Origin of the sequence: Staphylococcus sp. EG-SA-17 (assembly GCF_017151845.1) — a bacterium.
GTDB classification, from domain to species: Bacteria; Bacillota; Bacilli; order Staphylococcales; family Staphylococcaceae; genus Staphylococcus; species Staphylococcus aureus.
Genome location: NZ_JACVZO010000009.1, coordinates 39290 through 52239, shown reverse-complemented (window position 1 = coordinate 52239; position 12950 = coordinate 39290). Strand labels below are relative to the sequence as shown.

The 12950-nt window shown below is 34.2% G+C and carries 11 protein-coding genes and 1 pseudogene; 10 read left to right on the top strand and 2 right to left on the bottom strand.

Annotated elements, in window-relative coordinates; translation table 11 throughout:
- The first annotated feature begins 156 nt into the window (after positions 1 to 156).
- The 3 genes from mepR to IDG65_RS06195 all read left to right on the top strand — a co-directional run bounded on the left by mepR (position 157) and on the right by IDG65_RS06195 (position 2581).
- A complete protein-coding gene (gene mepR, locus IDG65_RS06205; RefSeq protein ID WP_000397416.1) occupies positions 157 to 576 on the top strand; it encodes a multidrug efflux transporter transcriptional repressor MepR in 420 nt (139 codons plus the stop codon).
- Positions 577 to 682: 106 nt separating this feature from the next.
- Positions 683 to 2038 carry a multidrug efflux MATE transporter MepA gene (gene mepA, locus IDG65_RS06200; RefSeq protein ID WP_000651055.1) on the top strand — a complete coding sequence of 452 codons (1356 nt, stop codon included), beginning with the start codon at positions 683 to 685 and terminating at the stop codon, positions 2036 to 2038.
- A 102-nt stretch (positions 2039 to 2140) separates the two neighbouring features.
- Positions 2141 to 2581 carry a MepB family protein gene (locus tag IDG65_RS06195; RefSeq protein WP_000278299.1) on the top strand — a complete coding sequence of 147 codons (441 nt, stop codon included), beginning with the start codon at positions 2141 to 2143 and terminating at the stop codon, positions 2579 to 2581.
- 81 nt (positions 2582 to 2662) lie between these two features.
- Here IDG65_RS06195 and glpT read toward each other — a convergent pair whose 3' ends face one another.
- A complete protein-coding gene (gene glpT, locus IDG65_RS06190; RefSeq protein WP_001010111.1) occupies positions 2663 to 4021 on the bottom strand; it encodes a glycerol-3-phosphate transporter in 1359 nt (452 codons plus the stop codon).
- A gap of 311 nt (positions 4022 to 4332) precedes the next feature.
- Between glpT and IDG65_RS06185 the strand changes: the two genes are divergently transcribed.
- Genes IDG65_RS06185 through IDG65_RS06175 form a run of 3 tightly spaced genes read left to right on the top strand, consistent with a single transcriptional unit; the run spans position 4333 to position 6914 of the window.
- Complete coding sequence (locus IDG65_RS06185) at positions 4333 to 5259, top strand: VOC family protein (RefSeq protein ID WP_001028203.1); 927 nt, start codon at positions 4333 to 4335, stop codon at positions 5257 to 5259.
- 13 nt (positions 5260 to 5272) lie between these two features.
- Positions 5273 to 6334, top strand: a complete 1062-nt coding sequence (locus IDG65_RS06180; RefSeq protein WP_001096120.1) for an LLM class flavin-dependent oxidoreductase — start codon at positions 5273 to 5275, stop codon at positions 6332 to 6334.
- Positions 6335 to 6347: 13 nt separating this feature from the next.
- A complete protein-coding gene (locus IDG65_RS06175; protein ID WP_001028425.1) occupies positions 6348 to 6914 on the top strand; it encodes an NADPH-dependent FMN reductase in 567 nt (188 codons plus the stop codon).
- Between the two features lie 58 nt (positions 6915 to 6972).
- On the opposite strand, the gene IDG65_RS06170 is transcribed toward IDG65_RS06175, so the two are convergent.
- The gene (locus IDG65_RS06170; protein WP_000157635.1) at positions 6973 to 7968 is read right to left on the bottom strand and encodes a YeiH family protein; all 996 of its coding nucleotides are present in this window, start codon (positions 7966 to 7968) and stop codon (positions 6973 to 6975) included.
- A 360-nt stretch (positions 7969 to 8328) separates the two neighbouring features.
- Here IDG65_RS06170 and IDG65_RS06165 point away from each other — a divergent pair, with 360 nt between their 5' ends.
- The 4 genes and pseudogenes from IDG65_RS06165 to IDG65_RS06150 all read left to right on the top strand — a co-directional run bounded on the left by IDG65_RS06165 (position 8329) and on the right by IDG65_RS06150 (position 12911).
- Positions 8329 to 8874: a GNAT family N-acetyltransferase gene (locus tag IDG65_RS06165; RefSeq protein WP_000467636.1), complete on the top strand. Its 546-nt coding sequence runs from the start codon at positions 8329 to 8331 to the stop codon at positions 8872 to 8874.
- Positions 8875 to 9138: 264 nt separating this feature from the next.
- The gene (efeO, locus tag IDG65_RS06160) at positions 9139 to 9993 is read left to right on the top strand and encodes an iron uptake system protein EfeO (protein WP_055383653.1); all 855 of its coding nucleotides are present in this window, start codon (positions 9139 to 9141) and stop codon (positions 9991 to 9993) included.
- Positions 9990 to 11218 (top strand): annotated as a pseudogene (efeB, locus tag IDG65_RS06155) (iron uptake transporter deferrochelatase/peroxidase subunit). The gene efeO and the pseudogene efeB overlap by 4 nt, the downstream one beginning before the upstream one ends.
- A complete protein-coding gene (locus IDG65_RS06150) occupies positions 11199 to 12911 on the top strand; it encodes an FTR1 family protein (protein ID WP_000683715.1) in 1713 nt (570 codons plus the stop codon). Before efeB ends, IDG65_RS06150 begins: the two are co-directional and overlap by 20 nt.
- The last annotated feature ends 39 nt before the right edge of the window (positions 12912 to 12950 follow it).

Genomic DNA, 12950 nt, shown 5'->3' with positions numbered 1-12950 from the left:
ATCTCTTTCATATTTTAATCCGAAAAATTGCATATCAAAATGTTTATGGCGCAAGATTTTATAGGAATTTTTAAAATAAATTAGATATTCATGTTGACAATTTAAAAATGTCGCAGTATATTTAGTTAGACATCTAACGAAATGGTGGTGCAATAAATGGAATTCACTTATTCGTATTTATTTAGAATGATTAGTCATGAGATGAAACAAAAGGCTGATCAAAAGTTAGAGCAATTTGATATTACAAATGAGCAAGGTCATACGTTAGGTTATCTTTATGCACATCAACAAGATGGACTGACACAAAATGATATTGCTAAAGCATTACAACGAACAGGTCCAACTGTCAGTAATTTATTAAGGAACCTTGAACGTAAAAAGCTGATCTATCGCTATGTCGATGCACAAGATACGAGAAGAAAGAATATAGGACTGACTACCTCTGGGATTAAACTTGTAGAAGCATTCACTTCGATATTTGATGAAATGGAGCAAACACTCGTATCGCAGTTATCTGAAGAAGAAAATGAACAAATGAAAGCAAACTTAACTAAAATGTTATCTAGTTTACAATAAATGGTAAGCGTGACTGGTAGAAATCAGTCACTTTATCTTTAATATTATAGTTAGATATCTAATTGTTAGTAAGCTAATTATTGAAAAAGACAAGGAGTATTGAACAATGAAAGACGAACAATTATATTATTTTGAGAAATCGCCAGTATTTAAAGCGATGATGCATTTCTCATTGCCAATGATGATAGGGACTTTATTAAGCGTTATTTATGGCATATTAAATATTTACTTTATAGGATTTTTAGAAGATAGCCACATGATTTCTGCTATCTCTCTAACACTGCCAGTTTTTGCTATCTTAATGGGGTTGGGTAATTTATTTGGCGTTGGTGCAGGAACTTATATTTCACGTTTATTAGGTGCGAAAGACTATAGTAAGAGTAAATTTGTAAGTAGTTTCTCTATTTATGGTGGTATTGCACTAGGACTTATCGTGATTTTAGTTACTTTACCATTCAGTGATCAAATCGCAGCAATTTTAGGGGCGAGAGGTGAAACGTTAGCTTTAACAAGTAATTATTTGAAAGTAATGTTTTTAAGTGCACCTTTTGTAATTTTGTTCTTCATATTAGAACAATTTGCACGTGCAATTGGGGCACCAATGATTTCTATGATTGGTATGTTAGCTAGTGTAGGCTTAAATATTATTTTAGATCCAATTTTAATTTTTGGTTTTGATTTAAACGTTGTTGGTGCAGCTTTGGGTACTGCAATCAGTAATGTTGCTGCTGCTCTATTCTTTATCGTTTATTTTATGAAAAATAGTGACGTTGTGTCAGTTAATATTAAACTTGCGAAACCTAATAAAGAAATGCTTTCTGAAATCTTTAAAATCGGTATTCCTGCATTTTTAATGAGTATCTTAATGGGATTCACAGGATTAGTTTTAAATTTATTTTTAGCACATTATGGAAACTTCGCGATTGCAAGTTATGGTATCTCATTTAGACTTGTGCAATTTCCAGAACTTATTATCATGGGATTATGTGAAGGTGTTGTACCACTAATTGCATATAACTTTATGGCAAATAAAGGCCGTATGAAAGACGTTATCAAAACAGTTATCATGTCTATCGGCGTTATCTTTGTTGTATGTATGATTGCTGTATTTACAATTGGACATCATATGGTCGGACTATTTACTACTGATCAAGCCATTGTTGAGATGGCGACATTTATTTTGAAAGTAACAATGACATCATTGTTATTAAATGGTATAGGTTTCTTGTTTACTGGTATGCTTCAAGCAACTGGTCAAGGTCGCGGTGCTACAATTATGGCCATTTTACAAGGTGCGATTATCATTCCTGTATTATTTATTATGAATGCTTTGTTTGGACTAACAGGTGTCATTTGGTCATTATTAATTGCTGAGTCACTTTGTGCTTTAGCAGCAATGTTAATCGTCTATTTATTACGTGATCGTTTGACAGTTGATACATCTGAATTAATAGAAGGTTAAATATTTCGTACACCTCTGGCTGAGTATATTTCGGTCGGAAGTGTATTTTTCGAAAAAAATAAATATATGATACGATTATGAAAAATAAAGTGAGATTGGCATATGTATAAATCTAAAATACTGTTGAAATATATTTTTAGTGAAGAATTAGACGTTAAAGATTTAACTGAAGAAAAATATAATCAAGATTACGAAGCATTAACATTTAGCTTTAAAGAGGAAACATATCAAAGTAGGTTAGCTAAGAAAACACCGACTAAAGCAGGTTATTTTGTTGCATGTTGGACAAAAGATGAGAACAATTGTAATCAACCATACTCGAAAGAGGCGTTTGCAGATTACTTAATGATTATAGTTATTGATGAAGAATTAAGCGGTTATTTTTTATTTCCTAGGGAATTATTGGTAGAAAAAGGTATCTTAACTACATTTGAACATAAAGGTAAGATGGCTTTTAGAGTTTATCCTAAGTGGTGTAATCAATTGAATAAAACAGCAGGGCAAACACAAAAGTGGCAATGTAAATATTTTTTTGAATACTAATAAAAAGTCATATGGTTGAACTTATAAGAGATGAATATATCATCTTCGATAAGATAACCATATGACTTTATTTTTTATCATTTAATGATGAACGGTTTCTTGTCCTACTTTATTCCAAGTGAGGATAAAGCTCAACATTGCAAACACACTGATTGCTGTTAATAAAATAAAACCGACATCCCATCCGAATTTATCAACTACAGCACCTAAGACGATGTTGGCCATTACAGCACCAAACAGATAACCAAATAATCCTGTTAATCCAGCTGCTGTGCCAGCTGCTTTTTTAGGTACATAATCTAATGCTTGTAAACCAATTAACATAACTGGTCCATATATTAAGAAACCAATGGCAATTAATGAGACATTGTCTAACCAAGCATTGCCTGGAGGATTTAACCAATAAATTAATACAAATACTGTGACACCTAACATAAAGAAGAAACCTGCAGGTCCACGACGACCTTTGAATAATTTATCAGAAATGTAACCACATAATAATGTACCAGGAATTCCAGCCCATTCGTATAAGAAGTATGCCCAACCTGATGCTTTTAAGTCGAAATGTTTTTCTTCACTTAAGTAGACTGGCGCCCAATCAAGTACACCATAACGCACGAAATAAACAAATATATTTGCAAAGGCAATTGCCCATACCCATTTATTGTTTAGTACATATTTAAATAAAATTTCTTTTGTAGTTAATTCTGTTTCTAATGTTTTCTTATCGCTTGTAGCAAAGTCATTTTTATAAATTTCGATTGGAGGTAAACCTTGAGATTGAGGTGTGTCTCTAATCAATACGTATGAAATTGCGGCAATGATAAGTGCTAAGAGTGCAGGGTAAATGAATACACCTTCGAAACCTTTTAAATAACCAAAGTTGATAAATGCTGTTGTTGTAATACCCCAAGCAGCAATAGGTGCCATAATACCTCCACCAACATTATGCGCAACGTTCCAAAGGGCAGTCTTACTTCCGCGTTCACTTACACTAAACCAGTGAACGAGAACACGACCTGAAGGTGGCCAGCCCATACCTTGAAACCATCCATTTAAGAATAATAGGACAAACATAATACCGATACCTGATGTAAAGAACGGTACAAATCCCATTAACAAATTGACGATAGCAGTGAGTGCTAATCCAAGAACTAAGAATATCCGAGCATTGCTCCGATCACTTACAGTACCCATAAAGAACTTACTAAATCCATATGCGATGGAAACAGCAGAAAGTGCAAAACCTAGTTCCGCTTTTGTAAAACCTTGCTCTTGCAATGCCGGCATCGCTAATGAAAAGTTTTTACGTAATAAATAGTACCCAGCGTAACCGATGAAAATCCCAAGAAATACTTGGAGACGTAATCGTTTATAGGTATCATCTATCTGATTTTCTGGCAAAGGCTTAATATGCTTTGCAGGTTTAAGAAAATTCATAAAATCCTCCTTAATATGTATTTATATGCATTTTGTGCGATAAACTTATATTAGACATGTATGAAAGCGTTGTCAATATACTTTTGTGAAATCTTGCAGATTTAGTTTTTGAAGCATTTTATAAACAGTCAGAAAAGTAAATGGTCGAACATAAATTAATAATTATGCAATTATTATGTCGTTATACTTACTAGCTGTGTATCTACGAATGGAGTGCAAACATATTTTTATTTGCAGAAAAGGGGTAAATGGCATATAACTATCTTTTTTATGTAGGTTGGTATAAAATTTATACTAATAGGAGGGATAGTATGAATATAGTAGGGCATCATCACATATCCATGTATACAAAAGACGCAAAACGTAATAAGGATTTTTACACAAATGTCCTTGGATTACGATTAGTTGAAAAGTCGGTTAATCAAGACAATCCGTCAATGTATCATTTGTTTTATGGGGACGAAGTAGGTACAGCTGGAACAATTTTAAGCTTTTTTGAAATTCCCAATGCGGGTCATAAGCAGCCAGGTACTGAAACGATTTATCGATTTTCATTATTAGTACCAAATCAAGCGGCACTTCATTATTTTGAAAAACGCCTTGATAATAATGGTATTAAGTCTGAACGTTTGTACTATCTTGGACAAGAAGGTATTGTCTTTAAAGATGAAGACGACTTAGAAATCATACTGCTTGTTAATGATAGTTTTGAAGTACCACATCAATGGCAACATAACGCTTATAGTGAAATACCTCAAGCATATCAAATTTTAGGAATAGGGCCAGTCGAATTAAGAGTTAGAAATGCAGCGCGTACGGTAGAATTTTTGGAAAATGTCTTAGGTTATCGCAAAAGAGATAATAAATCATTCGATGTGCTGACATTAGCACCACAAGGTTTATATTCGGATTTTGTAGTTATTGAGCAACAGGGACAACGTGAAAGACCTGGACGAGGTTATATCCATCATATTGCAGTTAATACACCTCAAATGAGTGACTTAGATGCAATTTACAAGAAATTACAACAACAACCACAAAGTAATTCAGGTATAATTGATCGCTATTTCTTTAAATCATTATACTATCGCCATAATTCAATTATGTATGAATTTGCGACTGAAGCGCCTGGATTTACTATTGATACACCTCTTGAACAATTAGGAAGTCAATTGAACTTGCCTGACTTTTTAGAAGCAGAACGTGAACAAATTGAAAGTAAGTTACACGAAATATAAAGGAGAATGTTTAATGGCAAAATTAGAAATGAATAAAAATACGCCTCTTGAGTTTGGTTTGTATTCCTTAGGTGATCATTTATTGAATCCATTGAAAGGTGAAAAAGTTAGTTATGAGCAACGTATTAATGAAATTATTGAAGCAAGTAAATTAGCAGATGAAGCAGGTATTGATGTTTTTGCAGTTGGTGAAAGTCATCAGGAGCATTTTACAACACAGGCACATACGGTTGTGTTAGGTGCAATTGCCCAAGCGACAAAGCATATTAAAGTTTCAAGTTCTTCAACGATTATTAGTGCAACAGATCCTGTAAGAGTATTTGAAGACTTCGCGACATTAGATTTGATTTCTCATGGTAGAGCCGAAATTGTAGCTGGCAGAGCATCAAGAACAGGTATTTTTGACTTGTTTGGCTATGATTTAAAAGACTATGATGAATTGTTTGAAGAAAAATTAGGTTTACTTTTAGAGTTAAATAAAACTGAGCGTATTACTTGGTCTGGAAAATATCGTCCAGAACTTAGAAATATGAAAATATTCCCAAGACCAATCGATAATACATTGCCAATATGGCGTGCTGTTGGTGGTCCACCTGCAAGTGCTATTAAAGCGGGAAAACAAGGTGTGCCAATGATGATTACAACTCTTGGTGGCCCAGCAATGAACTTTAAAGGTTCTATAGATGCTTATCGTCAAGCAGCAACTGAAGCAGGTTTCGATGCTTCGCCTAAGTCTTTACCAGTAAGTACAGCGAGTCTGTTTTATACAGCTGAAACAACTCAGGATGCTATGAGAGAATTTTATCCACATTTGAATACAGGGATGTCATTTATTCGTGGCGTTGGTTATCCGAAACAGCAATTTGCTAATTCGTCAGATTATCGAGAAGCGCTAATGGTTGGAAGCCCGCAACAAATTATTGAAAAGATATTGTATCAACACGAGTTGTATGGTCATCAACGTTTTATGGCACAGCTTGATTTTGGCGGTGTGCCATTTGAAAATGTTATGAAGAATATAGAGTTAATTGGCAACGACATTATACCGGCGATTAAAAAGCATTTATCAAAATAGGAGGGGCGTCATCATGAATATTGTATTATTGTCAGGTTCCACAGTAGGTTCTAAAACGAGAATTGCTATGGATGATTTAAAAAATGAACTAGAAGTCATCAATGAGGGACACCAAATAGAATTGATGGATTTACGAGACCTCGAATTAGAATTTAGTGTTGGAAAGAATTATCTAGATACTACAGGAGATGTATATAAATTAACGACGTCGTTAATGCAGGCTGATGTGATTTTTATTGGTTTTCCAATTTTTCAAGCTTCCATCCCTGGTGCTTTGAAAAATGTATTTGATTTGCTTCCGGTCAATGCGTTTCGTGACAAGGTAATAGGACTTGTAGCGACAGCAGGTTCTAGTAAACATTATTTAATTCCTGAAATGCATTTAAAACCAATATTGAGTTACATGAAAGCACATACGATGCAAACGTATGTATTTATTGAAGAGAAAGATTTTTCAAATCAACAAATTGTCAATGATGATGTTGTATTTCGTTTAAAAGCGTTGGCACAATCCACAATGCGAACTGCTAAAGTACAACAACATGTGCTTGAAGAAGAAAACAACCAATACGACTTTTAAAGTATAAAAATAAGACGCTCGGCACACTAAATTTGTAAGTGTTTGAGCGTCTTTTTATTTAACTATATAGCCAGTGAACGACGATAAAGGCAAGTGATGACAAGCATATTGAGGTAATAATGATTGTCATAAGCGGTTTAAGTGCGCGATTTTTAAGATCTTTAAATGCCACATTTAACCCTAAAGCAACCATGGCCATTAATAAGCAAATTGTTGATACAGTATTTAAAATATTTAGCAATGCTGACGGAATAGTTACATATGTATTCACTAAGGCCATAATGACAAATCCAATTAAAAAGTAAGGAATGCTTATTCGACCCTTGCTAGATGATTCTGATGAACGGAAACGCATAATTAAAATAAGTACAATGGTTAATGGAATCAGTAAGAATACTCTACCAAGTTTACCAAGAAGTGCAATTTTAAGTGCATCACTACCACCAAAGCCACCAGCTAAGACAACGTGTGCAATTTCATGAAGACTAACGCCGGACCAAGCGCCATAAACATTTGTCGTCATTGAAAAGATAGCATAGATAGCTGTATATATAAGTGAAAATATCGTACCAATCAATGCGATGATACCGATACTAATAGCTGTATCCTTTTCACGTGATTTGAATATTGGAGCTACTGCAGCAATAGCGGCAGCACCACAAACGCCTGTACCTACACCTAGTAATAATGCGATGTTTTTGTCACCATGCAACAGTTTGTTGACAAAGAGCATCATTACAATACTAAAAATAACGACACCTACATCGATGGCTAATAGTCTACTACCTTGACCGATAATATCAAATATATTGAGTTTAAGTCCGTACAGGATAATTGCAAATCTTAATAAATATTTAGATGAAAACGTAATACCTGAGCTATATTGTTCAGGATATCCTCTAAAGTGACGATATAGAATAGCGATTAATATCGCGATAGTTAATGCGCCAACCTTATCTAGGATTGGCAATTTAGCTGCTAAAAAGCTAAATAATGCGACTATAAATGTTAGTGATAGTCCAATCATAAAATGCTTATTTTTCAATGATGCCATGAGCAGTGCCTCCTTTAATAGCATTTTAGCACTGTTTTGTAGTATTTTTAAATATAAATTTGGAATGGTTAATAAAGTAGTTATTAAATTAAGTTGTGTGATAGGTATCAAGGACATCAATCAAAGTAATAGGCACTACAACCCTTATTGGTGGGGCCCCAACAAAGAAGCTGACGAAAAGTCAGCTTACAATAATGTGCAAGTTGGCGGGGCCCCAACATAGAGAATTTCGAAAAGAAATTCTACAAGCAATGCAAGTTGGGGAAGGACAACAAATTTAAGATACAAGGCGTAATATTAATATGTTATTATTATGATAATTTACAGAATTATATGAAAAATAAATGAGGGTGTGATGGTATGTTTGGAATGAAAGTGAATGAACAAATAAGATTAAAAATTTTAGAAGCCCATGACACAGAAGCGCTTTTCAATTTAATCAATCGTTCAAGAAATTCACTTAGGGAATGGTTACCTTGGGTAGATGCAACTGAGCAACCATCAGATACGCGTGCATTTATTAAAAGAGGACTTTTGCAATTTGCTGATGGTAATGGATTTCAGTGTGGTATTTGGTATGAGGGAATGCTAGTTGGTGTTATCGGTTTGCATGAAATTAATCACATGCACAGAAAAACTTCAATAGGGTATTATTTAGATAAACAATTTGAGGGTCATGGGATTATGACACAAGCAGTTGAGGCATTGATAAAGTATTGCTTCGATGAGATTGACTTAAATCGAATTGAGATCAGTGCCGCAGTTCATAATGAAAAAAGTCGAGCTATTCCTGAAAGGCTAGGATTTACTAGAGAAGGTATGTTACGTGACAATGAATTACTAAATGGTATTTATTCATCGAGTTACATCTATAGTTTATTAAAATCAGAATATAATGAAGGATGATAAATCAGACTACAAAAGAGTAATGACTTACATATAAGTATTACTCTTTTATTTATTTTCAAACTAAAAAGGTTGTTGACAGTATTATTTTATAACAATATAATGATTTTGATAATTATTATCAAGTAGATAATGTTCATGGGAGGATGCCTTAAAATCATCATTTTAAGAGCCACGTATTATCTTGGCATTTAGGGAGTGTGAGATAGTACGAATGAGGGCATGTCTATGGGGATAATAGAATTTCTATAATGAGGTGTCAAAATGAAAAAGTTAACAACGCTATTATTAGCATCAACGTTATTAATTGCTGCATGTGGGAACGACGATAGTAAGAAGGATGATTCAAAGACATCGAAAAAAGATGATGGTGTTAAAGCAGAATTAAAACAAGCAACAAAAGCATATGATAAATATACTGATGAACAGTTAAATGAATTTTTAAAAGGTACAGAAAAATTTGTTAAAGCGATTGAAAATAATGATATGGCCCAAGCAAAAGCGTTATATCCAAAAGTTCGTATGTATTATGAACGCTCTGAACCAGTTGCAGAAGCATTTGGAGATTTAGATCCTAAAATTGATGCACGTCTTGCAGATATGAAAGAAGAGAAAAAGGAAAAAGAATGGTCAGGATATCATAAGATTGAAAAAGCATTATACGAAGATAAGAAAATTGATGATGTGACTAAAAAAGATGCACAACAATTATTGAAAGATGCAAAAGAATTGCATGCCAAAGCTGATACATTAGATATCACACCAAAATTAATGTTACAAGGTTCTGTTGACCTATTAAATGAAGTTGCAACTTCTAAAATCACAGGTGAAGAAGAAATTTATTCACATACAGATTTATATGATTTTAAAGCGAACGTTGAAGGCGCACAAAAAATTTATGACTTATTTAAACCTATTTTAGAGAAAAAAGATAAAAAATTAAGTGATGATATTCAAATGAACTTCGATAAAGTGAATCAGTTATTGGATAAATATAAAGATAACAACGGCGGTTATGAGTCGTTTGAAAAAGTATCTAAGAAAGACCATAAAGCATTTGCAGATGCTGTTAATGCATTAGGAGAGCCACTAAGTAAAATGGCTGTGATTACTGAATGACAAATTATGAACAAGTTAACAATAGTACGCAATTTTCAAGACGTACATTTTTGAAAATGTTAGGTATTGGCGGTGCCGGTGTTGCAATTGGCGCAAGTGGTGTTGGTAGCATGTGGTCTTTCAAATCAATGTTCAATACACCAGAAGATCCGGAAAAAGATGCGTATAATTTTATGGTAAAGTGCAACCAGGCATTACCACACCGACGCAAAAAACATGTAAATTCGTTGCATTAGATTTGAAATCAAAAGATCGGGATGCGATTAAAGCAATGTTTAAGAAATGGACGGTTATGGCTGATCGTATGATGGATGGAGATGCAGTTGGCAAGGCCAGTAACAATCCTTTAATGCCGCCAGTAGATACCGGTGAATCGATAGGATTAGGTGCAAGCAAGTTAACGATTACCTTTGGAATTAGTAAGTCTTTGATGAAGAAAATTGGGTTATCTAATAAAATTCCCGATGCCTTTAAAGATTTACCGCATTTTCCGAATGATCAGTTAATAGACGATTACAGCGATGGCGATATTATGATTCAAGCATGCTCAAATGATTCACAAGTGTCTTTTCATGCGGTTCATAATTTAGTTCGTCCGTTTCGAGATATTGTTAAGGTGCGTTGGGCGCAATCTGGTTTTATCTCTGCTAAAGGTAAGGAAACGCCAAGGAATTTAATGGCATTTAAAGATGGAACAATTAATCCTAGGAAGAATAATCAACTTAAAGATTATGTGTTTATTGATGATGGATGGGCGAAGCATGGAACTTATTGTGTTGTCAGACGTATCCAAATACACATTGAAACGTGGGATCGCACTGCATTAGAAGAACAAGAGGCGACATTTGGTCGGAAACGACATAGTGGTGCGCCGTTAACAGGCGGGAAAGAGTTTGATGAAATTGACTTAAAAGCGAAAGATAGTCACGGTGAGTACATTATAGATAAAGATGCTCATACGAGACTAGCGAAAGAAGCTAATACGTCAATTTTACGTAGAGCCTTTAATTATGTTGATGGTACGGATGACCGCACAGGTAACTTCGAGACAGGCTTGTTGTTCATTGCTTTTCAAAAAGCGACCCAACAATTTATCGATATTCAAAATAATTTAGGCAGTAATGATAAATTAAACGAATACATTACACATAGAGGTTCTGCTTCATTTTTAGTATTACCAGGTGTTAGTAAGGGAGGATACCTCGGTGAAACATTATTTGACTAAAATTATAGCAATGCTAATAACTGCTGCTATGGTGTGTAGCTTTGGGTTACTGAAAAGTCAGGCAGCAGCACAACAAAGTATTAGTGATGTATATAGTGTGATTACGGATGCGAAATCTGTACTTTCTAATAATTCGATATCGAATGACAATAAGCAGAAAGCAATTGAGCAAGTGGTAAGTGCAGTTAAGAAATTATCGCTTGAAGATAATAGTGAAGGTAATGCTGTCAAATCAGATGTGAGAAAGCTTGAAGATGCAAAAGCGAATGATGATCAAAAAGATACACTTTCGCAATTAACGAAGTCATTAATTGCTTATGAAGAGAAATTGGCTAGTAAAGATGCGGGTTCTAAAATTAAACTATTACAACAGCAAGTCGATGCCAAAGATGCAGCGATGACAAAAGCGATTAAAGATAAAAATAAAGCAGAGCTAGAATCGCTGAACAATAGTTTGAATCAGATTTGGACAAGTAATGAAACGGTGATTCGCAATTATGACGCAAATCAATATGGACAAATTGAAGTCGCATTATTACAACTTAGAATTGCAATTCATAAGTCGCCATTAGATACGACAAAAGTGTCACATGCTTGGACAACTTTTAAATCAAATATTGATCATGTCGATAAGAAAAGTGGTACGTCTGCAAATGATCAATACCATGTATCACAATTAAATGATGAGTTAGAGAAGGCGATTAAAGCTATCGACGACAATCAATTGTCGGATGCTGATGCTGCGCTTACACATTTTATAGAAATTTGGCCGTATGTTGAAGGTCAAATTCAAACTAAAGACGGTGCTTTGTATACGAAAATTGAAGATAAAATACCATACTATCAAAGTGTATTAGACGAACATAATAAAGCACATGTGAAAGATGGCTTAGTAGATTTAAATAACCAAATTAAAGAGGTTGTTGGCCATAGTTATAGCTTTGTTGATGTGATGATTATCTTTTTACGTGAAGGTCTAGAAGTGTTATTAATTGTAATGACATTGACTACTATGACGCGTAATGTCAAAGATAAGAAGGGTACTGCAAGTGTGATTGGTGGTGCAATTGCCGGACTTGTACTGAGTATTATCTTAGCAATTACGTTTGTAGAAACTTTAGGTAATAGTGGCATTCTTCGTGAAAGTATGGAAGCGGGATTAGGTATTGTTGCGGTCATATTAATGTTTATCGTTGGTGTTTGGATGCACAAACGTTCAAATGCGAAACGCTGGAATGATATGATTAAAAATATGTATGCCAATGCGATTAGTAATGGTAATTTGGTATTGTTAGCGACGATTGGTTTAATATCTGTGTTGCGTGAAGGTGTCGAGGTTATCATTTTCTATATGGGAATGATAGGCGAATTAGCGACCAAAGATTTTGTCATAGGTATCGTCTTGGCCATCGTGATATTAATTGTCTTTGCGCTATTATTTAGATTTATCGTCAGATTGATACCTATATTCTATATATTTAGGGTATTGTCGATCTTTATTTTTATTATGGGATTCAAAATGCTTGGCGTAAGTATTCAAAAGTTACAATTATTAGGTGCGATGCCAAGACATGTTATTGAAGGATTCCCAACGATTAACTGGTTGGGCTTCTATCCAAGTTATGAACCATTGATAGCACAAGCTGCTTATATTATGGTAGTTGCTATCTTAATCTTTAAATTTAAAAAATAAAAAACAGGCCGAGTGCCTGTTTTTTTGTTGCGATGTTGG

What these genes read in the sequence shown, in the direction of transcription:
- mepR (WP_000397416.1), top strand. Translation starts at nt 157, where the DNA reads ATGGAATTCACTTATTCGTATTTATTTAGAATGATTAGTCATGAGATG.
- mepA (WP_000651055.1), top strand. Translation starts at nt 683, where the DNA reads ATGAAAGACGAACAATTATATTATTTTGAGAAATCGCCAGTATTTAAA.
- IDG65_RS06195 (WP_000278299.1), top strand. Translation starts at nt 2,141, where the DNA reads ATGTATAAATCTAAAATACTGTTGAAATATATTTTTAGTGAAGAATTA.
- glpT (WP_001010111.1), bottom strand. Translation starts at nt 4,021, where the DNA reads ATGAATTTTCTTAAACCTGCAAAGCATATTAAGCCTTTGCCAGAAAAT.
- IDG65_RS06185 (WP_001028203.1), top strand. Translation starts at nt 4,333, where the DNA reads ATGAATATAGTAGGGCATCATCACATATCCATGTATACAAAAGACGCA.
- IDG65_RS06180 (WP_001096120.1), top strand. Translation starts at nt 5,273, where the DNA reads ATGGCAAAATTAGAAATGAATAAAAATACGCCTCTTGAGTTTGGTTTG.
- IDG65_RS06175 (WP_001028425.1), top strand. Translation starts at nt 6,348, where the DNA reads ATGAATATTGTATTATTGTCAGGTTCCACAGTAGGTTCTAAAACGAGA.
- IDG65_RS06170 (WP_000157635.1), bottom strand. Translation starts at nt 7,968, where the DNA reads ATGGCATCATTGAAAAATAAGCATTTTATGATTGGACTATCACTAACA.
- IDG65_RS06165 (WP_000467636.1), top strand. Translation starts at nt 8,329, where the DNA reads ATGTTTGGAATGAAAGTGAATGAACAAATAAGATTAAAAATTTTAGAA.
- efeO (WP_055383653.1), top strand. Translation starts at nt 9,139, where the DNA reads ATGAAAAAGTTAACAACGCTATTATTAGCATCAACGTTATTAATTGCT.